Here is a 22,063-nt window from a genome sequence, read left to right as displayed (position 1 = left end):
GATCATTCCGCCGCGATCGCCGTCGACTGCTGCGCGGACTGTCGCTGGATCCGCAGCCACACCGCGAAACCCCACAGCACGAATCCCGCGTAAACCAGGTACAGCAGCGCCGACGGGTAGTAACCGCCGCTGAAGAGCAGCGGCACACCGACGGCGTCGACGCCGATCCAGATCAGCCAGAACTCGGTCCAGCCGCGGGCCATGCCGTACGTCGCGAGGATCGACCCGGTGAAGATCCACGCGTCGGGCCACGGACCCCACGACCCGAGCGCCTCGAAGACCTTCGCGAACACGACGGTGCCGATCGCCATCGTCGCGATCATGCCGATACGCGCACGAGTGGACGCCCAGTGCGGCAGTACCGCCTTGCCGGAGTCGTTGCGCGACTGCAGCCAGCGTGTCCAGCCGTACACGCTCACGGTGATGAACAGCAGCTGGCGTCCGGCCTGGCCGTACAGGTTGAGGTCCTGCGGGGTGTGGAACAGCGCGCCCATGAACACCGTGAACAGCAGGGCGTTGCCGATGATGCCCACCGGCCACGCCCACACGACGCGCCTCATCCCGCCGATCGCCGACGCGATGCCGAACGCGTTCCCGATGATCTCGCGCCACAGGATCGTGGCGCCGCCGATGTGCAGTTCGGCGTCGAACAGGGTCTGGAGGAGACTCACTGATCGCCTGCGGCGACCAACGGCTCGAGCGTCAGCTCCGGCATCTCCTTCTGGATGTACTGCAGCCGCCACTTGTCGCTGAACAGGGCCAGCAGGACGCCGTCGGTGCGGGTGAAGACCTCCACGCCGCGCTGACGGCCCAGCTCGACCGAGGATTCGGCGTCGGTCCGGCGGCACAGCGCGTAGCCGAGCGGCTCCATCCGGGCCTCGACGTTGAACTCGGCCTTCATGCGGGCCGCGACCACCTCGAACTGCATGGGGCCGACGGCCGCCATCACGGGGGACGCGTCGCCGCGGATGTCGTTGCGCAGGATCTGCACGACGCCCTCGGACTCGAGCTGGTCGACGGCGCGGCGGAACTGCTTGTACTTGCTGGCGCTCTCGGCGCGCAGCACCGAGAAGTGCTCGGGCGCGAACGACGGGATCGGCGGGAACTCCACCTTCTTGTCGCTGAAGAGCGTGTGGCCGGGGGCGAGCGCATTGGCGTTGACCAGGCCGACGATGTCGCCGGGGTACGCGTTCTCTACCGTGTTGCGGTCGCGGCCGAACACCGTCAGCGCGTACTTGGTGGCGAACGGCTTGCCGGTCTGCGCATGCGTGACGACCATGCCGCGCTCGAACACGCCGGACACGACGCGCATGAACGCCAGGCGGTCGCGGTGCGCGGTGTCCATGCCGGCCTGCACCTTGAACACGACGGCGCTGAACGGGTCGGTGACCTCGCGCGGCTTCTCCGCGACGTCCTTGCGGGCACGCGGGGCGGGCGCGAGCGCGACGAGCGTGTCGAGGATCTGACGGACACCGAAGTTCAGCATCGCGGACGCGAAGATCACCGGCGACGTCTGCCCGGCCAGGAACAGCTCCTGGTCGTGGTCCTGACCGCTGGCCGAGAGCAGTTCGCTCTCCTCGGCCGCGGTCACCCACTCCTCGCCCTCTCGAGCCTCGGCGGCCTCGGCGTCGAGGATCTCCTCGGGCGCGATCTTGGCGCCGCCCGCGGTGCGGGTGAACCGGATGTACTCGCTCGCGACGCCGTCCTCACCGCGCCGGAGGAGACCGCGGAAATCACCCGCGATGCCGACCGGCCAGTACAGCGGCGTGGGGGTGAGGCCGATGCGCTCGTCGATCTCGTCGAGCAGTTCCAGCGGTGTGCGGCCCGGGCGGTCCCACTTGTTGATCACGGTGATGACGGGGATGCCGCGGTGGCGGCACACCTGGAACAGCTTGAGGGTCTGCGGCTCGAGACCCTTCGCGGCGTCGATGAGCATGACGGCGGCGTCGACCGCGGTGAGGACGCGGTACGTGTCCTCGGAGAAGTCGGAGTGACCCGGGGTGTCGACGAGGTTGACGACGTTGATCTGGTCGTCGGGCGTCTCGTCCGAGTGGTAGTTGAACTGGAGGGCCGTCGACGACACCGAGATGCCGCGGGCCTTCTCCATCTCCATCCAGTCGGAGACCGTCGACTTGCGGCCGGCCTTGCCGTGCACGGCGCCGGCCTCCGAGATCATCTTCGCGTGCAGCGCGAGGGCCTCGGTCAACGTCGACTTACCGGCGTCGGGGTGGGAGATGACGGCGAATGTCCGTCGTCGACCCGCCTCGTTCGAGAGGTTCTTGGGTGCGGTGGTCGACGCCTTCTCGGCGGTCGTGATCTCGGCCGAGTCGGGCGCGCTGGTCAACGGTGAACCTCTCAGAAGGGAATCGGGGCCGCTACCAGGGTACTCGGGGCGTGCGCCGGAGTAACAGGTCGGCACCGCTTGCGGATATTCGTGTCGGGGGTCGGCCGCGCAGTCGTAGTGTCCGCCGTAGTGTCCGCACAGGACCGGCAGGAGCTTGCAGGAGCTTCCATGAGTATGTTCACCGACGAGATGTACGCCACCGCCGCGACCAGTTCGCAGGCCCTGATCACGGGTGAACCGGACGCCCCGATCCGTCAGACCTGGGGCGAGGTCCACGGCATTGCCCGCCGGATGGCCGGCGCACTCGCGAACGCGGGAATCGGGCACGGCGACGCGATCGGCGTCCTCGCCGGGATGCCCGTCGACATCGCACCTGCCTGTCAGGCGATCTGGATGCGCGGCGGATCGGTGACGATGCTGCACCAGCCCACCCCGCGCACCGATCTGCAGGTGTGGGCACAGGACACCGAGGCGATCATCCGGATGATCTCCGCCGCGGCCGTCGTCGTCGGCGCGCCGTTCGAGGCGGCGGTGCCACTTCTCGTCGAGCGCGGCATCGACGTCGTGACGATCGAGACGATGCGGGAGGGCGACGAGATCGACCCCGCCCCGACCTCCGAGTCCGATATCGCGTTGCAGCAGTTGACCTCCGGCTCCACCGGATCGCCCAAGGCTGTGCAACTGACGCACGGAAACTTCTACGCCAATGCGTACGCGATGATCGACCGGGTCAAGTTCAGTTCCGACCGCGACGTGATGATCAGCTGGCTGCCGCTGTTCCACGACATGGGGATGATCGGGTTCCTCACCGTCCCGATGCAGATCGGTGCCACCACCGTCCACATCACGCCGCTCGACTTCCTCCGGACCCCGTTGCTGTGGGCCGAGCTGATGGGGAAGTACCGCGGAACCGTCACCGCGGCACCGAACTTCGCGTACTCCCTGCTTGCCCGGCGGCTCACGCAGGCGCCGGTGGGGGAGTACGACCTGTCGTCGATGCGGGTCCTGCTCAACGGTGCCGAGCCGGTCGACCCGGACACGATGGTCGCGCTCGCCGACGCGGGCGCCCGGTTCGGTCTGGACCCGCTCGCGCTCGCGCCGACCTATGGGATGGCCGAAGTGACGCTTGCGGTCTCGGTGCCCGAACCGGGGCAGGGCCTCATTGTCGACCGGGTGGACCCGGACCTGCTCGAGGCCGGTGGACTCGCGGTCCGCTCCACCCGTGGCAACGCGCGCGCGTTGGCAACACTCGGACCACTCGTGCCGGGCCTCGAAGGACGCGTCGTCGCGCGGGACGGGCTGGAATTGCCGCGGCGGGCGGTCGGTGTGATCGAATTGCGCGGAAAGTCTGTCACCCCAGGCTATCTCACGGTCGACGGGCCCGTTGCGACGCAGGACGCGGACGGCTGGATCAACACCGGCGATATCGGCTACTTCACCGAGGACGACCTTGTCGTCGTGTGCGGGCGCGCCAAGGACGTCATCATCATGGGCGGCCGCAACATCTATCCCACCGACATCGAACGTGCCGCCGGATCCGTCTCGGGCGTGCGTCCCGGCAACGCCGTCGCGATCCGCCTCGACGCCGGTGACAAGCGCGAGAGCTTCGCAGTTGCCGTGGAGACCAACGCAATCGACGACGCCGATGAGGTCAAGCGGATCGAGCGCGAGGTCGCGCACGCCGTCGTCGCCGAGGTAGGTGTCCGGCCCCGCACCGTCGCCGTCCTCGGTCCCGGCTCGCTGCCCAAGACGTCGTCGGGCAAGCTGCGGCGGTCGAGTTCGATCGGGCTGCTCTGACGGACGAGTTTGCCCCGTATCGGGGGCTGTGCGATCCTGGCCGAACCGATCGGCAGGGGGCCGGACGGTGGGGGATTCGACGCAGGGGGATTCTGTTCGATGCTGGTGGACCAGGCGGTTCTGCGTGCGTTCACGCAGGAGACGGCTGCGGCCTCGGACACCATCGCGGCCACGGATCTGGGCGAACCGATCACGTCCGGGTCAGGACGGCGTTGTACGACGTCTACTCCGCGGATTCTGCGGAGGCGAAGTGTCAGGCCGCGATAGCGGGGGTTGCGGGGACCGCCGGTGGTTGGGCAGGCGGAGCTGCGGGAGCGATGACCGGGTTTCCTGTTGCGGCAGGGGGCGGCTCGGTAGCCGGTTCGTAGGTGTTCGGCTGGCTGGGCTCGGAAGTCGGAAAGGCCGTGTGTTGCTGATGGACGCCGAATACCGGCAGGTTCCCGCTGCTTGGGCGCAATCTCGGGACAAGCGGTGGCTCGGCGGACTCGCTGTCGTCTTCTTCGGATTCTTCGCGATCCTGTGGGGTTACCAAGCAGTCGTTGCGACCGTCGAGGGCAGATACGTCTACGGGTTGTTCTACTTCCCGGCTGCTGTCGCGGCAACTGCGATGATCATGAACGCCCCCGACATGATTCGCGCGCGGATGAGGTCGGTGCCCCCAGCGCGCGCAGTCCACTTCAATGAGGGCGGAGTCGCCTTCACTCGAAGTCGGTGGGCACGGTGGACGCTCATGACTTACCTCGTAGCGGCCTGTTGGGCATGCCTCGCGTTCTCGATCGGAATGTTCACGCGGGCATACGAATTTCCGATGACGGCGGGGCAGGGGCGTGTGTTCCCGTATGTCGTCGGAGCAATGGGCGCCTACCTGGTCGCGTATTTGTCCTGCGTCCTCGCCGGTCGAATCCGGCGTCCGCAGGTCATCTGCACACCCGTCGAAGTGATCGTGCGGAGCACAACAGAGTCGCAGTCGGTCGAGTGGGATCGGATCGACAAACTGGAGCCGTTCAGTATGAGCGGCGGTCCTCGTCATTCCATGATCAGCATGGTCACGGCTGACGGTTCGCAGCCGAAGTCGGATAGGCACTACCGCGGTCCCTTTGCGAGTGCGCTGAAGTCGCCGACCACGATCACCATCAAGGCCGACCAGTTCGACGTCGGGGCGGTACCGCTGTACTGGTTCCTCCGTTACTACCTCGAGCATCCGGAGGACCGTCCGGAGTTGGCCGACGGGCGGGCCGTCGACCGTCTCCTTCGCGGTGCGCTCGTGTCCTGAGTCAGGCTGCGGTGAGCAGCGGTTCGACGATCTGCTCGGCGATGGCGCGCCGGGCCTCGGTGGGAATGCCGGCCTCGTATGCGCGTCGGGCAGCCACGGCCAGTCGGTCGGCGGTCTCGTTCAGCAGGTGACCGCTGTGCCCGCGCACCCAGGAGAATCGCACTTCCCGGCCGATCAGCGAGTGCCGGATCCGGTCCGCCACCGCGTTGGCCTCGCCGTCGCGTGCCAACGGACGGTCGGAGCGCATGACTCCGAGATGCTGCAGTGCAGCCTGGCTGTCGGTGAGGATGTGCAGCCGACGGTTGGTGAACCGGTCGACCGCGAGTTCGATGGCGAGAAGTTCGCCGGCAGACACGGTCTTGACGTTCGAAAACACCTTCTGGTGCCGAGTGCCCTCCTCGCTCACGCAGGCCACGCCGACTCCCCGGCGGCGTGACTTGGAAGCGTCGGTGGCGACCGTCAGTTCAGGAAGCGCGGCTATCCGTTCGCATTCACGTGCCTCGTACGCCACGAGACGATCACGGTCGTCGGAGTCCAGTACGTCGAGCGCCGCGAGCGTGAGCTCCATGATCGCGCCGCGGGCCACGCCTACGACCGTCACCGACGGGAACGCCTCGACGACCGCACAGATCTCGTTGCGCAGCCTGTTGTCGGTGACATGGAGAACGAGTGACTGCGATCTGGCGACCGAGATCTCCAGGAGTTGGGCGAAGGCGTCGAGACCCGCGCCGTAGTAGGACGCATCGCTCGCATCGCCGTACGTGAACAGTCGGCTCTCGGTAACGCCGCCGGTGCGCCACGCGGCGACTGCGCGGACGAGTTCGGCTCGGGCGCCCTGATTTCGGCGGATGTGGATGACTGCGAGCAACGGCGCTCCTTCGCACTGGTGGGGTGAACGCTCGCCACGATGCACGAAGGGTCTGACATCGCCGGCTCGCGTGCACCCGATGGACGGCTCTCGGGATTCCACACATTCTTGTCGGCGGCCGAGACTATAGTCGAAAATATGTTCGATAAAGGGGTGTCGATCGCGACGGCGGACGAGGGGTTGTCCGCGTTGTCCGAGGCGCTCGTCGCCCGTCATACGCGGATCGCGGGCGAGCAGTTTCTCGAAATCGACCAGGTGACGGACCTGTTCGTCATGCGTTGTGAGGAGGATGCGCGGGCCGGCCGCAACGAGGCTCATCACGGGGAGTTCGCGCACGTGGAGGTTGCCGGTGTCCTCGGCCTCACCGAGGCGGCTGCCCAGCGGATGATCGGCCTCGGCTGCGACCTGCGCTGGCGACTGCATCAGGTCCGGGCCGCGTTCGCGTGCGGCCGGATCGATCTCGCGAAGGCACACGCGCTCTCCGAGGCCCTGGCGAATGTCTCGGACGACGTGCTCGCCGACATCGAGCGCAGGCTGCTCGACGGCGCGGAACGTGTCAGCACCACCGGACTCAGGGCTCGTGCCCGACGCCTCATCGCTCGTCTCGATCCCGAGGGTGCGCGCGAGCGCCGCCGCCACGCCGTCGCAGATCGAGACGTGCGAGTCATTGCGCGTGAGGACGCCATGGCTCAGGTCGACGGGCTGCTCCCGGCGGAAGGTGGCCAGATCCTCGCCGGCAGGTTACGCGCGATGAGTTTCGACGTGTGTGCCCGTGATCCCCGCACGTACCCGCAACGGCGGGCCGACGCGCTGGTGGCACTCGCCTCCGGCCACGCGCACCTCGAGTGCCGGTGTGGTTTCGACAACTGCACGGCCCGAACCGGTCTCGATGCCACCGGAACACCCGGTGTGGCGGTTCACGTGCATGTCGGGGTCAGTGCTTCGACCCTGCTCGGCCTCGACGACGCACCCGGCTACCTGTCGGGCTACGGTCCGATCGATGCGGACCTGGCACGCGAACTGGCTGCCGATGCAACGTGGAAGCAGGTCCTGACGTTGTCCGACGCAGATCGGGCCGAGCTCGCCACCGATGCCGGTTCGATTCTCGGCATAGGGCGAAGCCTCCCGGCGCCCCGGCAATCCCCGGAGCAGGTCGCATCGCGAACCCGGAAACGACTGCAGGAATTGACGTATCGGCCGACCGGCCGACTGGCGGAGATCGTGCGAACCAGGGACGGCGTGTGCCGCTTTCCGAACTGCGCAACCCCGGCAGCGTCGTGCGACCTCGACCATACGATTCCATTCGACCACGACGACGCGTCTCGTGGTGGGCTCACAGCCGAGTCGAATCTGGCCTGCCTGTGTCGAAAACACCACCGGCTCAAGACTCTCGGCTACTGGATCGTCCGCCAGATCGGGCAGGGGCGGTTGGAATGGTCCGACCCCACGGGCCGGATCACGATCACCGAACCGCAGGGGATGTTCGTCGACGGATCTCGTGGCGACGATCTTCGTGCCGGCGTCGGCAGCGAACTGCTCGCGCGACTCACTGACGGCCGAACCATTGCCAAGCTGAACTATTCGGCCGCGGAGGGCGATCTCGACTACCTACTCGAAAGCCTGATCCCGCCACGCCAACGCAGACGTCGGGGACACGCACCGCGGCATACCGGCAAAGCGGCAACCGCATCGACCGGCATTGCAGCCGAAGAGGATCCGCCGTTCTGAGGGCCGGAAACCCGCGTGCGCCACCTCAGTGCAGCCGGTTCTGCGCCGCCTCGAGTCCGAGCTGCAGCACCAGTTCCACTGCGTCCGCGGCCTCCTCGCAGACGAGGTCGAGTTCCTTGCGTTCGACGGTCGAGAACGGCTTGAGCACGTAGTCGGCGGGGTCCTGCCGGCCCGGCGGGCGGCCGATGCCGACGCGGGTGCGCAGGTAGTCCTTGGTGCCGAGGGACTGCGAGATCGAGCGGAGGCCGTTGTGGCCGCCCTCGCCGCCGCCCTGCTTCAACCGGATGGTGCCGAAGTCGAGGTCGAGTTCGTCGTGGATGACGACGATGTTCTCCGGCTTCACGGAGAAGAAGCGGGCCAGCCCGGACACCGCGCCACCCGACAGGTTCATGTACGAGCGGGGCTTGGCGAGGATCACCTGCCGACCGACGAGCCGAGTCTGCACGATCTCGGCGCCGCTGCGCTTGTGGGCGCTGAACTTTCCGCCCACGCGCCCGGCGAGGACGTCGGCCACCATGAAACCGATGTTGTGGCGGGTCTTCTCGTACTGCGGTCCCGGATTGCCCAGACCGACGACCACTGCGGTGCCGGTGTCGTCACTCACTGCTCGGGAGTCCTTTCGATGCGACGGTGCTCATACGGCCGGTGCTCATACAACAGCGGCGCGTCGAACCCGAACGGGATCGACGCGCCGCTGGATGTTCAGCGTGGAGCTGATCAGGCCTCGGCCTCGGCAGCAGCCTCGGTCTCCTCGGCGGCAGGCTCGGCAGCCTGAGCGGCGACGACGTTCACGAGCAGCAGCTCGGCGTCGTCGGCCAGCGTCGCACCCTTGGGCAGCGCAACCGCGCCGGCCAGGATCTGGGTGCCGACCTCGGCGCCCTCGACCGAGACCTCGACGGACTCGGGGATGTGCAGGGCCTCGACCTCGAGCTTGATCGTGGTGGTCTCCTCGGTGACCAGCGCGCCCGGAGCGGCGGTGCCGGTGACGACGATCGGAACCTCGACCGCGACCTTCTCGCCCTTCTTGACGATCAGCAGGTCGGCGTGCTCGATGTGGCGACGGATCGGGTGGACGACGACCGACTTGGTCAGCGCCAGCTGATCCTTGCCGTCGATGTCCAGGTTGATGACGACGTTGGTGCCGTGCGCGCGCAGGATGGCGGCGAAGTCACGAGCCGGGAGGTTCAGGTGCTGCGGGTCGGTGCCGTGGCCGTACAGGACCGCGGGGACCTGCCCGTCGCGGCGTGCGCGGCGGGCAGCGCCCTTGCCGAACTCGGAACGGACAGAGGCTACGAGCTTGTTGTCGTCAGACATGGTGAAACGGCTCCTACAACTCACGTGAGATATTCGTTGACGGTCGTTCGTCGCGACGAGGGGCGGAAAGGCGCGACGGCCGGAGCAAACTGCTCTAACGAAGCCGTGGCCGCGTCGATCACGGTGATTCAGCGCAATGCGCGAATCTCCCTCGCCGAGACAACTCGAAGCAGTCTACCGGATGGTCACGCGGAAGTGAATCGGGCCCGGTCGACGCGAGATGCGCCGACCGGGCCCGATACGGACTACAGCTGTGCGTCAGGCCTTGGCAGCGCTGATGCCGGCGCGACGGCCGAAGAAGCTGCCGTCGCCGAGCGACGTGCCCGACGCGTAGCCACCGGCGCAGACGCCGGAGGTGCAGCGGCCGGCCGCGAACAGGCCGGGGATCGGCTCACCGGAGACGTGCAGCACCTCGGAGTCGGTGTTGGTGCGCAGGCCGCCGAGGGTGAAGCCGCCGGTCATGCCGCGCAGGTCGATCGCGGCGACGGGGGAACCGATCGGCTTGACCCACTCGGTCTTCTTGCCGAACAGGGGATCCTCGCCGTTCTCGGCGTGACGGTTGTAGACGTCGACCGTGGCCTGCAGGGCGCCGGCGGGCAGGCCCATCTCGGCCTCGAGCTCCTCGACGGTCTCGGCGACCCACTTGGGCTGGTGGCGCAACTGCGGGCTCGACGTCGGCGTCGTCAGGCTCTCCTCGTACGCCTCCTCGTCGATGATGAGGAACGACTGGTTGTGGTTCTCGATCAGCGTGGCCTGGCCGACGCGGCCCGGGTAGGTGTCCTCGTTGATGTAGCGCTGTCCACGGCCGTTGACCAGGATGCCGCGGATGAACTGCTGCGGATCGCAGAAGTACGCGACCTCGGTGGCGTCCATGTGGGCGAGGTCGGCGCCGAGTGCCTGCGCCATGCGGATCGCGCGGCCGTCGTGCTCCTCGATGGAGGCGGCCGGGCGGCCGATCAGGCGCGGCGCGAACGCCTCGAGCATCGTGTCGTTGTAGGCGAAGCTGCCGGTCGCGAGCACGACACCCTTGCGGGCACGGACGGCGACGTCCTTGCCGTACTGCTTGGCCTGGACGCCGACGACGCGGCCGTCCGCGTCGACGATCAGGGCCTGCACGCGCATGTCGTATGCGGAGCGGACGCCGAGTTCGGCGGCCTTGTCGGTGAGCGGCTTCATGAGCATGTAGCCGCCGCCCTTCTCGGAGCTGACGTGCTTGTCCTGCATCTGCGGGACGTGGCCGCGCGGTGCGGGCGGGATGGTCGCGTTGAACGGCGCCGCGTTCTCGCCGCCGGTGTACTGCAGGCCGTCGTCGCCCGGCGGCTCCCAGCCCGGCTCGCCCCAGAAGGACATCTTGAACGGGACGCCGCACTCGTCGACCAGCCAGTGGTAGTGGTCGACGCTGCCCTCGCAGTAGGCGTCGATCTTGGCATCGTCGGTGCCCGGGCCGAGGGCGGCCTTCATGAAGGCCTTCATGTTGTCGACGGTGTCCTCGAACCCGCACGCCTTCTGTAGCGGGGTGCCGCCGCCCATGTAGATGAAGCCGCCGGCCATCGCTGCGGCGCCGCCCCAGCCGCCGGTGCGCTCGAGCACCAGGACGTCGGCGCCGTTCTGCGCCGCGCCGACCGCGGCAGACGCGCCCGCGACACCGAACCCGGCGACGACGACATCGGCCTCGTAGGCCCATTCGGTGATCTGATCTACGGGAATCGGGCGGATCGGTGTGGCCTCGGCCATTTGAATGTCCTCTCACAAGCAAACAAAGATGTGACACAGATCATTTACACGTGTCAAAAGTGTGGCGTCATACCGTTCCCGCCCAGCGGGAACGAACTTTGTGGTTTGCCGGTTGCGGAGGAGCCGGAGAGGGTGCGCGGTGCGGCGATCCCGCTGGCAATCCCGCACGGGGATGGCCGCACCGCGCCTGTGTCAATTGTTCGGCTTCTCGGGGTTGCCGCCGGTCTCCTTGTCTCCGGCCTCGCCGCCGGAGCCGTCGCCGGGCGCCGTCTCGTCCTTGGGCTTGGTGTCGTCGGGGTTCTCTCCCGGATTCTCCGTCCCGTCCTTCGGGTCCTCCGGCTTCTCGGGGTCCCCGTTGGCGGGCGTCTCCGGGTTCGGGGGTGCGGGCTGGTCGCCGCCGGGGGCAGGTGCCGGCGCGGGCGCGGGTGCCCCGGGAGCCGGTGCCTGGATGTTGCCGCCGCCCGCAGTTCCCGCCGCCGGGCGGGAGCCGCCGCCCGTGCCGGTGCCGGATCCCCCGGATGCGGCACCCGCGCCTCCGGCCTCGCCGGACGGGCTGGTCGGCGCCCCGGTTGTGGTGCTCGGTGCGGTGGTCGTCGAGGACGGTGTGGTGGTCGTCGTCTCGGAGGTCGTGTCGCCGTCGTCGTTGCATCCGGCCAGCAGGAGCGCCGACGCGATGATGCCCGCCCCGAGAACGGCAGCCTTGGTACGTCGCATAACTCAATTCCTCCCCAGTGATTGGTACATGCCGGACAAATAGATACCAGTCGGTTGGTCGGCAAGAAGTGAGCTTTGCGAATTAGGTGTCCGAATTGTTACTAGGGGGTCAGCTGAGCAACGGCCTCGACGAACCGTGCCAGGTCGCCGTCGGAGACGAAGTAGTGCGGCGACGCCCGCACGACGGCGTCGAGTCCGCGGGCGCTCATGTCGAGCAGTGTCGACGACCTTCCGCTCACGGTCACCGTTATCCGGCTGTCCGCCAATCGGTCTCGAATGCTCGCCGGTTCCTCGCCGTCGATCGTGAAGGTCACGATGCCGCAGTGGTCGGTCCCGAGATCGTGGACCCGCACCCCGGGCAGTGCGTCCAACTCGCCCCGGATTTGTTCGGCGCTGGTGGCGATTCTGCTTGCCGCGTAGTCGATCCCGATGCTCATCAGGTATTCGACGGCCACGCCCAGGCCGAGCCGGGCGGCCACGTCGCATTCCCACAGTTCGAAGCGGGACGCGTCCGCGGCGGGTAGGTATTCGGTGGGTGACAACCACTGTGCCCCATGGAGATCCATCGCCGCAGGCTTCAACTCCCGGGTGAGGTCCCCCCGGAGGTACAGGAATCCCGTGCCGCGGGGGCCGCGGAGCCACTTGCGTCCGGTCGCGGAGAGGGCGTCGACGCCGAGTTCGCCGACGTCGATGGGGATCTGGCCGATCGACTGGCAGGCGTCGAGCAGGACCAGCGCTCCGTGCCGGTGCGCCAGCTCGACTACCTCGCGCACCGGGTTGACCAGTCCGCCGTTGGTGGGCACGTGCACGAGCGATACGAGCTTGACGCGGTCGTCGAGCATCGCTTCGAGAGCGTCCAGGTCGATCCGGCCGGTCGGGTCGCTGGGGACCACGTCGACGACCGCCCCGGTCTCCTGCGCGCGGTGCAGGGCGGTGATCGCATTGCTCGCGTACTCCACCTGTGAGAGCAGCACCCGGTCGCCCGGACCCAGCGGTATCGACGTGAAGAAGTCGCACCACGCGCGGGTGGCGCTGTCGACGAGCGCGATCTCCGGCGCGGAGGCGCCGATCAGGCGCGCGATCGAATCGCGCACGGCGGCGAGGTCGTCCGCCCGCTCGGCGGCCGCGACATATCCGCCGACCTCGGCCTCGCGGCGGAGATGCCCGATCACGGTCGCGAGCACCGGTTGCGGTGGCAGCGACGACCCCGCGCTGTCGAGAAACACTCTTTCCAGACAACCCGGTGTGTCGAGCCGGAGGCGTTCGAGATCGAGCATCGGCTATTCCTCCCGATCGGTAGCCACGACAGGGAGTGGGCTCTACCCTCGAGAAGGACACTCGACCGCTCCCGAGGGGAGGATGGCATGGTTGTCGCAGTCGAGTCCACCGGTTTCACCTCGCGCCCAGCAGCCGAGTCCTACGTCGGCGGAGTCTGCTTCAAGCTGGGGCCGCCGAGGCTGATCGGTGCCGAACTCGAATGGCTCACCCACCACGACGGATCCTCGTCCGACCGTCCCGACCTCGCCACCATCGCCGCAGCTCTCGGGCCTCACGCCCCGAAATCTCTCGCTCCCGATTCTCCCGCGCGCCCGCTCCCCTCCGGCAGCCTCGTCACCGTCGAACCAGGCGGTCAGATCGAACTCTCCAGTGCGCCTCGCGACAGTGCCGTCGCCCTCTGCGCAGCCCTCGCCTCCGACGAACGAACCCTCCGCGCGCTGCTCGCGACCCGATCCATCACCGCGCACGCGCATGCGGCCGATTCCCGGCGCACCGCGCGGCGCCTGCTCCAGTTGCCGCGGTATCGGGCGATGGAGGAGCGCTTCGAGGAGATCGGCCCGTTCGGCAAGCTCATGATGTGCAACACCGCCGCCGTGCAGGTGAGTGTCGACGCCGGCGAGGACGTCGCCGACGTCGCTCGACGCTGGAACCTGCTGCAGGCCGTCGGCCCGGCCCTGATCGCGGCGTTCGCGTGCTCACCGCGGCTGGAGGGGATACCAGCGGGGGACTGGGTGTCGCAGCGGATGCGGACGTGGTTCGAGCTCGATCGGTCCCGCACGATCGGCCCACCCGAATCCGCGGCGTTCTCGGCCGATCCGGTCGGCGACTACGCGCGCTGGGTGCTCGACGTCCCGCTGCTGTGCGTGCGCCGTGACGGACCGTGCTGGACGGCACCGCCCGGCGCGACGTTCGCGGACTGGGTCGACGGCGCGCTCGACGACGAGATCGGCCGCCGTCCGACGGCCGACGACCTCGACTACCACCTGACGACGGTGTTCCCCGCGGTGCGGGCCGTGGGGCACCTGGAGGTGCGGTACTTCGACACCCAGCCGGACGATCAGTGGCGGCTGCCGATCGCCGCGCTCGAGGCGTTGCTGGTGTCGGGGGAGGCAGTCGACGCCGCGACCGCAGTCGCCGGGAAAACCCGGGGGCGGTGGGTCGATGCGGCCCGGCACGGGCTCGCGGACGGCGAGTTACGGAGCACCGCAGCGGAACTGATGGAACTGGCGGCCGACTTGGCGCCGGATCCCCGGTTGGCCGCGGGGCTGGGTGCGGGATCGGCGCGGTGTCGGCGGGGGATGAATCCGATGGGGGAGAGGTCGTGACCGGTCTTCGCGAGCAGTTGGAATCCGCGTTGCTGAGGGCAAGGCATCGCAGCCACACACTCACGGACTGCGTCGACGACTCGGATCTGATCGCCCAGCATTCGCCGCTGATGAGCCCGCTCGTCTGGGATCTCGCGCACATCGGCAACCAGGAGGAACTCTGGTTGATCCGCGATGTCGGCGGGCGTGACCCGGTCCGCCGCGACATCGACGATCTGTACGACGCCTTCAAGCACGCCCGCTCCACCCGCCCGACGCTGCCGCTCCTGGGGCCCGACGAGGCCCGGAAATACGTCGGTCAGGTGCGGGACAAGATGTGGGACGTGCTGGACGCGAGCAGGTTCCGTGGACGCCGGCTCGAACACGACGGGTTCGCCTTCGCGATGATCGCGCAGCACGAGCAGCAGCACGACGAGACGATGCTCGCCACCCACCAACTCCGGAAGGGTCAGGCGCTGCTGACCGCGCCGGACGTCCCGAGGGCGGTGGCGCCCGTTGCCGATCGTGAGACCGTGATTCCCGCAGGCGAATTCACGATGGGAACGTCGGATGATCCGTGGGCGCTCGACAACGAGCGGCCCGCGCACCGCGTGCACGTTCCGGAGTTCGCGATCGACACCGTGCCGGTCAGCAACGCGGAGTATGCGGAGTTCATCGACGACGGCGGATACCGGCGCCGTGAACTGTGGAGTGAACGGGGCTGGCTGCACAGTCGCGAATCGGGCCTCGAGGCTCCGCAGTTCTGGACCGGTGACGGCAGCGGTCGGTGGTGGCGGCACCGTTTCGGGGTGCTCGAACCCGTGCCGGCCGACGAACCGGTCATGCACGTGTGCTGGTTCGAGGCCGATGCCTACGCGCGCTGGGCCGGCAAGCGACTGCCCACCGAGGCCGAATGGGAGAAGGCGGCTCGCTGGCATCCGGCGAGTGGCCGGTCGCGCCGATTCCCCTGGGGTGACGACGAACCCGACCGAACCCGCGCCAATCTGGGGCAACGCCACCTCGCCGCGGCCCCGGTGGGGTCGTACCCCGACGGACAGTCGCCGCTCGGGGTACGCCAGCTGATCGGGGACGTCTGGGAGTGGACGTCGTCGCGGTTCACCGGTTATCCCGGGTTCGAGGCATTCCCGTACCGCGAGTACTCGGAGGTGTTCTTCGACGGCGACTACCGCGTGCTGCGGGGTGGATCGTTCGGCACCGACCCGGTGGCCTGCCGGGGAACGTTCCGGAACTGGGATCACCCGATCCGCCGGCAGATCTTTGCGGGCTTCCGCTGTGCCAGGGACCTGTGATGTGCAGGCACCTGGGCTACCTCGGGCCCGCCCGTTCGGTGCGCGAGGTGATCGCGGCGGGGGAGTTCTCGCTGCTGCGGCAGTCGTGGTCGCCGCGGGACATGCGTGGCGGCGGGACCATCAATGCCGACGGCTACGGCGCCGCGTGGTGGGGATCGACCCTGTCACGGTATCGGTGCGCGATGCCGATCTGGTCGGATCCGGCTCTGCCGGAGATGCTCTCGAAGGTCCGCTCGCATGCGGTGATGGCCGCCGTCCGCTCCGCGACCGTGGGCATGCCCGTCGAACGTAGTGCGTGTGCGCCGTTCGTCTCGGGGCACTGGGCGTTCAGCCACAACGGTCGGATCGAGCAGTGGCCCGAGTCGATGACGGGCCTCGCTGCGGGTCTGCCGATGCTCGACCTGTTGGGCCTGGAGACGCCCACCGACTCGGCGCTCCTGTGGCTGCTGGTTCGGCACGCCCTCAGGGACAACAGCCCGGAGGTGGCGCTGATGCGGGTGACCGCCGCGGTCGCGGAGGCGGCACCCGGGTCGCGGTTGAACATGCTGCTCGGTGACGGGAACCAGATGTGGGCGACCACGTGGGACCACTCGTTGTCGGCGCTGGTGGATGACGACCGCGCCGTGCTCAGTTCCGAACCCTTCGACCACAACCACCTCTGGAAGGAGATCCCGGACGGACACATCGTGACGGCCCGGCCGGGGCATCTGATCGTCACGCCCCTGTGAGCACCGCCTGTGAACTCGACGCGAGAACAACCCGCGAGAACAACCACGGAGATCGGAGAGGTATGCGAGCACCGACCCTGGAAGTCCACATCACGCCCGAACAGTTGAACGCCGGGCTGCGGGCGGACGCCGAACGTGGGCTCACCGCGACGCCCAAGTGGCTGCCGCCGAAGTGGTTCTACGACGCGCGCGGCAGCGAACTTTTCGAGCGGATCACGCGCCTTCCGGAGTACTACCCGACGCGCACCGAACGGGCGCTGCTCGAGGAGCACGCGCGCGAGATCGCTGCCGTCGCGATGCCGCAGATCCTCGTCGAACTCGGATCGGGTTCCTCGGAGAAGTCGCGCCTGCTGCTGCACGAACTCGGTGCACGCGGGACGCTGGAGAAGTACGTGCCGCAGGACGTGTCGGAGAGCGCGCTGCGTGATGCGACCCGAAGGATCGCCGCGGAGTTCCCGGAGATCGACGTGCACGGGGTGGTGGGCGACTTCACCCAGTCGCTGCAGTACCTGCCCGGCGGCGGCAGTCGGATGATCGCCTTCCTCGGCGGCACGCTGGGCAACCTCGTTCCCGACGAACGCCGTGAGTTCCTCGCCGAGATCGCCGCCGTGCTCGAGTCGGGGGAGCACCTGCTGCTCGGCGTCGCGCTGGTCACCGATCCCCGGGTGCTGGTCCCGGCGTACGACGACGCGGACGGTGTAACCGCGCAGTTCGACCTCAACGTGCTGTCGGTGTTGAACAAACAATTGGGCGCCGATTTCGATCTGGACGGCTTCCGTCACGTCGCCGTGTGGGATCCGGTCGACGAGTGGATCGAGATGCGACTCGAGGCCACCACGGCCATGACCGTGCGCGTGGCGGATCTCGGTCTGACGGTGCCGTTCGCGGCCGGCGAGCAGATGCGGACCGAGATCTCGGCCAAGTTCCGGCTGAGCGGGATCAGCGCGGAACTCGTCGCCGCGGGGTTCGAGGACATCCGGACGTGGACCGACGACGACCAGCGATTCGCGCTCGTGTGCGCCCAACGCCGCTGACGGGCCCGGTGCCTACAGGGTCAGCTGCAGGTACGTCATGTCCAGCCAGCGGCCGAACTTGCGGCCCACCTCGGGCATCTGGGCGACGATCCGGAACCCGAACCGCTCGTGCAGGGCGATCGACGTGGCGTTGGTCGATTCGACGCTGGCGACGATCACGTGGATCCCGCCGGTGCGGGCCCGCTCGATCAGCTCCGTCATGAGCGCGGTCGCGATGCCCCGGCGGTGGTAGTCGACGTGGACGTACACCGAGTTCTCGACGGTGTGCCGGTAGCCGCTCTTGGCTCGCCACACCCCGTACGACGCGTACCCCGCGACCGCGCCGTCGACATCGGCGACGAGGACCGGGTAGCCGTTGGCCCGACGGTCGTCGAGCCAACGGCGACGCTCGTCCAGATCGGCGAGCGTCTCGTCCCAGATCGCCGTCGAGTTGGCGATCGCCTCGTTGTGGATCTCGAGGATCCCGGGCAGGTCGCTCTCGGCGGCGTCGCGGATCAGCATGTCGAGGAAGCCTTACGCCCCGGCGCTGCGGCGGGCCTTCTCCAGCGCCGCGAGCGTGCGCAGGATGGTGGCCTTCTGCCCGTTGAGATCGTTGAGGCGCGCGCGGGCAGCCAGGCCCTGAGCGGCCTCGGCCAGCGCGATTTGCGAATCGACCTTGGTGAGCTGATCGAGCAGGCCGGTGACGCGCTCCTCGAGGGCCGCGACGTCGAGCTTCTTCGCGGGGGCCACAGCGGCGGTGGGGGTCGGCGCGGGTCCCGACGTGGTGCGCGGACGCGCGGACGGCGCCTTGCGGGCCGGAGCGGACTCCGCCTCGAACGCCTTCACGATACGAGCGGCCTTGGGGCGCATCGACTTGCGGACGAGGGCCGGGTCCGGGGGCTCGGGCAGACGAATCCCGTTGAGGGCCGCGCGGGCGTCGCGGGCATTGACGCGCCACTCGCGCTCTTCCTCGTCGTCCGACTGGAGGGTGCCACCGATGGGGCGCAGGCCGTACATTCCCATGAACTTGCGGGCCTCGTCGATCACGGTCTCGTGCTCGCGGCACACGCCGCACCGGGGCTCGTTGCGGAACTCCTCGATCGAATCATCGCTTCCGCACCACACGCACGACCCGGGAGTCCAACGGCGAACCGGCTGGGGGTTCGGAACAACAGAGGCGGCGGCGGGGTTCTGCAGGGTCTGCGCGTCGATCACGACGAGCCAGAATAGGGCACCCGTTCGCGCCCGGCTACACCGAGGTCCAATTTTCTGTGCGCGCGTGACCAAACTCATGTTCAAGAGCGCTCGACGTCGGCAAAGTCTTGTGGCACACGAGTTCTCCGCTCCGGTGAGATCCGCCGGGTGCGTCAGTCGCGAGCATCGAAAACGTCTGTGAACCACTCTACGAGCGGCCGCATCGAACGCCACGCGGACCGGATCTCGTCGACCGCCTCGGGTGTGCCGAGCCAGTCCGGACAGCCGTAGTTCAACCCTGCCGTGAGCGACCGGTGCCGCATCAGTTCGATGCGCGGATGATCCGGCGAGACCCCGCGCGGGCGGGTGGCCAGACGGTCGCCACCGATCTCGAATCCAGCCTTCCCGAGCTTGCGAACCAACCGCTCCAGAGCACGCCCGCGGCGGTCGTCGTCCACGGCCTCGCGATAGCGCGCGAGTTGCTCGGGGGTGTGTGCGTAGTGGCCGCCGGCGACGAACAGTCCCGACGCGTCGATCTGGGCGTAGAAGCCGACGCCGGGACACGACTCGACGAACCCGCCCTGATGGGTCTTGTAGGGGGACTTGTCCTTCGAGAACCGGACGTCGCGATAGGGCCGAAAGACCTTGCCCGGCCCGAATTCGGGTTCGAGCGTGGCCAGCAGGTCGACCATGGGGGCACGAACGTCCGTGTCGTAGACGGACTTGTGGGACGCCCACCAGGCCTTGCTGTTGTCGGCCTCGAGGTCCTCGTAGAAGTCCAGTGCGGTCGTCGGGAATCCGGTGAACACACTTGGAAACACTACGCCCGTGCCCGGTCCGCGAAGGGCGAACCGGGCACGGGCGTAGGACAGCGTCTAGGCGATGCCGTTGAAGAGCGAGGTCACCGAACCGTTCTCGAAGACCTCCTGGATGGTGCGCGCCAGCAGCGGTGCGATCGAGAGCACCGTCAGCGTCGGGAAGCGCTTCTCCTCCGGAATCGGCAGCGTGTTGGTCGCGATGACCTCCTTGGCGCCGCAGTTCGCGAGGCGCTCGGCGGCCGGATCCGAGAACACGCCGTGCGTGGTCGCGATGATGACGTCGCCGGCGCCGGCGTTCTTGAGCACCTCGACCGCACCGGCGATCGTGCCGCCGGTGTCGATCATGTCGTCGATCAGCACGCAGGTGCGGCCGCTCACGTCACCGACGACGCGGTTGGACTTGACCTGGTTCGGGACCAGCGGGTCGCGAGTCTTGTGGACGAACGCGAGCGGCGCGCCGTCGAGGGCGTCGGCCCACTTCTCGGCGACCTTCACGCGACCGGCGTCGGGGGAGACGACGCAGATGTTCTCGGTGCCGTAGTTCTCACGGACGTACTGCGCGAGCTGACCGAGCGCGTGCATGTGGTCGACCGGGCCGTCGAAGAAGCCCTGGATCTGATCTGTGTGCAGGTCGACGGTGATGATGCGGTCGGCACCGGCCGTCTTGAGCAGGTCGGCGATCAGGCGGGCCGAGATGGGCTCGCGGCCGCGGTGCTTCTTGTCCTGACGGGCGTACGGGTAGAAGGGCAGCACAGCCGTGATGCGCTTGGCCGATCCACGCTTGAGCGCGTCGATCATGATCAGCTGCTCCATGATCCACTGGTTCAGCGGAGCCGGGTGGCTCTGGAGCACGAACGCGTCCGATCCACGGACCGACTCCTCGAACCGGACGAAGATCTCGCCGTTCGCGAAGTCACGAGCCGTCTGCGGCGTGACCTGGATGTCCAGTTCCTTGGCCACCTGCTCGGCCAACTCGGGGTGTGCGCGGCCCGAGAAGAGCATCAAGTTCTTCTGCACGTCGCTGGATATCGCGCTCACTGGTCTTCGCCATCCTTCGGATCGGTATCTTGCTGGGCTGCTCGAGCCGCTGCGTCGGCAGCGGGAGTGCCGGGTCGGTTGCGCTCGACCCAGCCCTCGATGTTTCGTTGCTTGCCACCCGAGACGGCGAGCGCCCCCGGTGGCACGTCGTTGCGCAGGACGGTGCCTGCACCCGTGTACGCGCCGTCGCCGACGCGGACCGGGGCGACGAACATGGTGTCGGATCCGGTGCGAACATGCGAACCGACGACGGTCCGGCTCTTGTTCACTCCGTCGTAGTTGACGAACACACTGGATGCTCCGATGTTGCTGTGTTCGCCCACGGTCGCATCGCCGACGTACGTCAGGTGCGGCACCTTGGAGTGCGCCCCGATGTCGGCGTTCTTCGTCTCCACGAACGCGCCGAGCTTGCCGGATTCGCCGAGGACCGTGCCGGGCCGCAGGTACGTGTACGGGCCGACGGTGGCATCCGGTCCGATCTCGGCGGATTCGCCGTGCGTGCGGATCACCGACGCGCCCGCGCCGACGGTGACGTCGGTGAGCGTGGTGTCGGGCCCGACGACGGCGTCCTCGGCGACGTGGGTCGAGCCGCGCAACTGCACGCCCGGGCGCAGCGTCACGTCCCGCTCCATCGTCACGTCGACGTCGATCCACGTGCTGGACGGATCCTCGACGGTGACTCCGGCGCGCATGTGGCGCTCGAGGATGCGGCGGTTGAGTTCGGCTGCGAGGGTGGCGAGTTGGACGCGGTCGTTGGCGCCGGCGACGAGCAGGTCGTCGACGATGTGCTGCGCGCGAACGGTTTTCCCGGCGGCCCGGGCGATCGCGATCACGTCGGTCAGGTACAGCTCGCCCTGGGCGTTGTCGGCGCTCAGCGACGACAGTGCGCCGCGCAGGGTCGCGGCGTCGAACGCGTACACGCCGGAGTTGACCTCGGTGATCGCGCGCTGCGCCTCGGTGGCATCGGCCTGCTCCACGATCGCGGCGACCTCGCCGTCGGTGGTCCGCAGGATCCGGCCGTACCCGGTGGGATCCGCTGCCGTGGAGGTGAGCACGGTCACCGCGGCCGCGGGAGCGGCGGTGTGCGTCGCGATGAGGGCGTGCAGCGTGTCGCTGTCGAGGAGGGGGACGTCGGCGGCGGTGACGAGCACGGTGCCGTCGAAGTCGTCGGGGAGTGCGGTCAGTCCGCAGCCGACGGCGTGGCCGGTGCCGTTCTGCTCGTGCTGGACGGCGGTGGCGACGGCGCGCCCCAGATCCTTGGCGACCTCGTCCACCGCGGCGCCGACGGCGTCCCGATCGTGGCCGATCACGGTGACCAGTTCGGTGGGTTCGATGCCGGACGCGGCATGCAGTGAGTGCGAGAGCATCGAGCGCCCGGCCAGGGTGTGCAGCACCTTGGGGGTCTTCGACCGCATTCGCGTCCCGGCACCGGCAGCAAGGACGATGACGGCGGTCTGCGGTGGCATGAAGCTCCCTCGAAGTCGATCTACGCTTAGCCGCTCGCGCGGCCCGACGGTCGCGCACGTTCCGAAAGAGAATATCGCGAGTCGCACCCGCGGAGGCAACGTGCCCGAGATTAACCGCGCGTTGGTCCGGGTGTCCGGCGAA

20 protein-coding genes are annotated in these 22,063 nt (G+C 68.3%); 7 read left to right on the top strand and 13 right to left on the bottom strand.

Features of this window, described 5'->3' with window-relative positions:
* Nucleotides 1-2: 2 nt before the first annotated feature.
* Both pnuC and LCL87_RS01585 read right to left on the bottom strand, forming a co-directional pair.
* The gene (pnuC, locus tag LCL87_RS01590; protein ID WP_225015943.1) at nucleotides 3-671 is read right to left on the bottom strand and encodes a nicotinamide riboside transporter PnuC; all 669 of its coding nucleotides are present in this window, start codon (nucleotides 669-671) and stop codon (nucleotides 3-5) included.
* On the bottom strand, nucleotides 668-2,344 hold the full coding sequence (locus LCL87_RS01585; RefSeq protein WP_225015942.1) for a peptide chain release factor 3: 1,677 nt from the start codon (nucleotides 2,342-2,344) through the stop codon (nucleotides 668-670). Before LCL87_RS01585 ends, pnuC begins: the two co-directional genes overlap by 4 nt.
* A 168-nt stretch (nucleotides 2,345-2,512) precedes the next feature.
* Between LCL87_RS01585 and LCL87_RS01580 the strand changes: the two genes are divergently transcribed.
* Both LCL87_RS01580 and LCL87_RS01575 read left to right on the top strand, forming a co-directional pair.
* Nucleotides 2,513-4,141 (top strand): fatty acyl-AMP ligase, encoded by a 1,629-nt coding sequence (locus LCL87_RS01580; protein ID WP_225015940.1) that lies wholly within the window; start codon nucleotides 2,513-2,515, stop codon nucleotides 4,139-4,141.
* A gap of 1,042 nt (nucleotides 4,142-5,183) precedes the next feature.
* Nucleotides 5,184-5,414 carry a hypothetical protein gene (locus LCL87_RS01575; protein ID WP_225015939.1) on the top strand — a complete coding sequence of 77 codons (231 nt, stop codon included), beginning with the start codon at nucleotides 5,184-5,186 and terminating at the stop codon, nucleotides 5,412-5,414.
* A gap of 1 nt (nucleotide 5,415) precedes the next feature.
* On the opposite strand, the gene LCL87_RS01570 is transcribed toward LCL87_RS01575, so the two are convergent.
* Nucleotides 5,416-6,282, bottom strand: a complete 867-nt coding sequence (locus LCL87_RS01570) for a ribonuclease H family protein (RefSeq protein WP_225015937.1) — start codon at nucleotides 6,280-6,282, stop codon at nucleotides 5,416-5,418.
* A 138-nt stretch (nucleotides 6,283-6,420) separates the two neighbouring features.
* Between LCL87_RS01570 and LCL87_RS01565 the strand changes: the two genes are divergently transcribed.
* Nucleotides 6,421-8,010 carry an HNH endonuclease signature motif containing protein gene (locus tag LCL87_RS01565; RefSeq protein ID WP_225015935.1) on the top strand — a complete coding sequence of 530 codons (1,590 nt, stop codon included), beginning with the start codon at nucleotides 6,421-6,423 and terminating at the stop codon, nucleotides 8,008-8,010.
* 25 nt (nucleotides 8,011-8,035) lie between these two features.
* On the opposite strand, the gene pth is transcribed toward LCL87_RS01565, so the two are convergent.
* The 5 genes from pth to LCL87_RS01540 all read right to left on the bottom strand — a co-directional run bounded on the left by pth (nucleotide 8,036) and on the right by LCL87_RS01540 (nucleotide 13,049).
* Complete coding sequence (gene pth, locus LCL87_RS01560) at nucleotides 8,036-8,614, bottom strand: aminoacyl-tRNA hydrolase (protein WP_005514714.1); 579 nt, start codon at nucleotides 8,612-8,614, stop codon at nucleotides 8,036-8,038.
* Between the two features lie 113 nt (nucleotides 8,615-8,727).
* The gene (locus LCL87_RS01555; protein ID WP_225015933.1) at nucleotides 8,728-9,324 is read right to left on the bottom strand and encodes a 50S ribosomal protein L25/general stress protein Ctc; all 597 of its coding nucleotides are present in this window, start codon (nucleotides 9,322-9,324) and stop codon (nucleotides 8,728-8,730) included.
* Nucleotides 9,325-9,582: 258 nt separating this feature from the next.
* Nucleotides 9,583-11,058 (bottom strand): FAD-dependent oxidoreductase, encoded by a 1,476-nt coding sequence (locus tag LCL87_RS01550; RefSeq protein ID WP_225015931.1) that lies wholly within the window; start codon nucleotides 11,056-11,058, stop codon nucleotides 9,583-9,585.
* Between the two features lie 192 nt (nucleotides 11,059-11,250).
* Nucleotides 11,251-11,772 (bottom strand): hypothetical protein, encoded by a 522-nt coding sequence (locus LCL87_RS01545; RefSeq protein WP_225015929.1) that lies wholly within the window; start codon nucleotides 11,770-11,772, stop codon nucleotides 11,251-11,253.
* Between the two features lie 101 nt (nucleotides 11,773-11,873).
* A complete protein-coding gene (locus LCL87_RS01540) occupies nucleotides 11,874-13,049 on the bottom strand; it encodes an aminotransferase class V-fold PLP-dependent enzyme (protein ID WP_225015927.1) in 1,176 nt (391 codons plus the stop codon).
* An 87-nt stretch (nucleotides 13,050-13,136) separates the two neighbouring features.
* On the opposite strand from LCL87_RS01540, the gene egtA reads away from it, so the two are divergent.
* The 4 genes from egtA (at nucleotide 13,137) to egtD (ending at nucleotide 17,426) form a co-directional block, all read left to right on the top strand.
* On the top strand, nucleotides 13,137-14,375 hold the full coding sequence (egtA, locus tag LCL87_RS01535) for an ergothioneine biosynthesis glutamate--cysteine ligase EgtA (protein ID WP_225015925.1): 1,239 nt from the start codon (nucleotides 13,137-13,139) through the stop codon (nucleotides 14,373-14,375).
* A complete protein-coding gene (egtB, locus tag LCL87_RS01530) occupies nucleotides 14,372-15,664 on the top strand; it encodes an ergothioneine biosynthesis protein EgtB (RefSeq protein ID WP_225015923.1) in 1,293 nt (430 codons plus the stop codon). The genes egtA and egtB overlap by 4 nt, the downstream gene beginning before the upstream one ends.
* Nucleotides 15,664-16,392 carry an ergothioneine biosynthesis protein EgtC gene (egtC, locus tag LCL87_RS01525; RefSeq protein WP_225015922.1) on the top strand — a complete coding sequence of 243 codons (729 nt, stop codon included), beginning with the start codon at nucleotides 15,664-15,666 and terminating at the stop codon, nucleotides 16,390-16,392. The genes egtB and egtC overlap by 1 nt, the downstream gene beginning before the upstream one ends.
* 62 nt (nucleotides 16,393-16,454) lie before the next feature.
* Nucleotides 16,455-17,426 carry an L-histidine N(alpha)-methyltransferase gene (gene egtD, locus LCL87_RS01520; protein ID WP_225015920.1) on the top strand — a complete coding sequence of 324 codons (972 nt, stop codon included), beginning with the start codon at nucleotides 16,455-16,457 and terminating at the stop codon, nucleotides 17,424-17,426.
* A 12-nt stretch (nucleotides 17,427-17,438) separates the two neighbouring features.
* Here egtD and LCL87_RS01515 read toward each other — a convergent pair whose 3' ends face one another.
* The 5 genes from LCL87_RS01515 to glmU all read right to left on the bottom strand — a co-directional run bounded on the left by LCL87_RS01515 (nucleotide 17,439) and on the right by glmU (nucleotide 21,921).
* A complete protein-coding gene (locus LCL87_RS01515; protein WP_225015918.1) occupies nucleotides 17,439-17,927 on the bottom strand; it encodes a GNAT family N-acetyltransferase in 489 nt (162 codons plus the stop codon).
* Nucleotides 17,928-17,939: 12 nt separating this feature from the next.
* Nucleotides 17,940-18,620, bottom strand: a complete 681-nt coding sequence (locus tag LCL87_RS01510) for a hypothetical protein (RefSeq protein ID WP_225015916.1) — start codon at nucleotides 18,618-18,620, stop codon at nucleotides 17,940-17,942.
* Nucleotides 18,621-18,772: 152 nt separating this feature from the next.
* Nucleotides 18,773-19,408, bottom strand: coding sequence for a DUF2461 domain-containing protein (locus LCL87_RS01505; RefSeq protein WP_225015914.1), 636 nt, complete (start codon nucleotides 19,406-19,408; stop codon nucleotides 18,773-18,775).
* A gap of 66 nt (nucleotides 19,409-19,474) precedes the next feature.
* Nucleotides 19,475-20,455, bottom strand: a complete 981-nt coding sequence (locus LCL87_RS01500) for a ribose-phosphate diphosphokinase (RefSeq protein ID WP_225015907.1) — start codon at nucleotides 20,453-20,455, stop codon at nucleotides 19,475-19,477.
* Nucleotides 20,452-21,921: a bifunctional UDP-N-acetylglucosamine diphosphorylase/glucosamine-1-phosphate N-acetyltransferase GlmU gene (gene glmU, locus LCL87_RS01495; protein ID WP_225015905.1), complete on the bottom strand. Its 1,470-nt coding sequence runs from the start codon at nucleotides 21,919-21,921 to the stop codon at nucleotides 20,452-20,454. The genes LCL87_RS01500 and glmU overlap by 4 nt, the downstream gene beginning before the upstream one ends.
* Between the last annotated feature and the right edge of the window lie 142 nt (nucleotides 21,922-22,063).

Origin of the sequence: Prescottella equi (genome assembly GCF_020171745.1) — a bacterium.
Lineage (GTDB): Bacteria > Actinomycetota > Actinomycetes > Mycobacteriales > Mycobacteriaceae > Prescottella > Prescottella equi_A.
The sequence above is the reverse complement of the archived record's forward strand: the minus strand, read 5'-3'. Positions and strand labels throughout refer to the sequence as shown.

Coding starts and splice junctions, on each gene's coding strand:
- LCL87_RS01540 (WP_225015927.1), bottom strand. CDS start 13,049: ATGCTCGATCTCGAACGCCTCCGGCTCGACACACCGGGTTGTCTGGAA.
- egtA (WP_225015925.1), top strand. CDS start 13,137: ATGGTTGTCGCAGTCGAGTCCACCGGTTTCACCTCGCGCCCAGCAGCC.
- LCL87_RS01515 (WP_225015918.1), bottom strand. CDS start 17,927: ATGCTGATCCGCGACGCCGCCGAGAGCGACCTGCCCGGGATCCTCGAG.
- egtD (WP_225015920.1), top strand. CDS start 16,455: ATGCGAGCACCGACCCTGGAAGTCCACATCACGCCCGAACAGTTGAAC.
- LCL87_RS01555 (WP_225015933.1), bottom strand. CDS start 9,324: ATGTCTGACGACAACAAGCTCGTAGCCTCTGTCCGTTCCGAGTTCGGC.
- LCL87_RS01545 (WP_225015929.1), bottom strand. CDS start 11,772: ATGCGACGTACCAAGGCTGCCGTTCTCGGGGCGGGCATCATCGCGTCG.
- LCL87_RS01565 (WP_225015935.1), top strand. CDS start 6,421: ATGTTCGATAAAGGGGTGTCGATCGCGACGGCGGACGAGGGGTTGTCC.
- glmU (WP_225015905.1), bottom strand. CDS start 21,921: ATGCCACCGCAGACCGCCGTCATCGTCCTTGCTGCCGGTGCCGGGACG.
- LCL87_RS01580 (WP_225015940.1), top strand. CDS start 2,513: ATGAGTATGTTCACCGACGAGATGTACGCCACCGCCGCGACCAGTTCG.
- LCL87_RS01575 (WP_225015939.1), top strand. CDS start 5,184: ATGGTCACGGCTGACGGTTCGCAGCCGAAGTCGGATAGGCACTACCGC.
- LCL87_RS01550 (WP_225015931.1), bottom strand. CDS start 11,058: ATGGCCGAGGCCACACCGATCCGCCCGATTCCCGTAGATCAGATCACC.
- egtC (WP_225015922.1), top strand. CDS start 15,664: ATGTGCAGGCACCTGGGCTACCTCGGGCCCGCCCGTTCGGTGCGCGAG.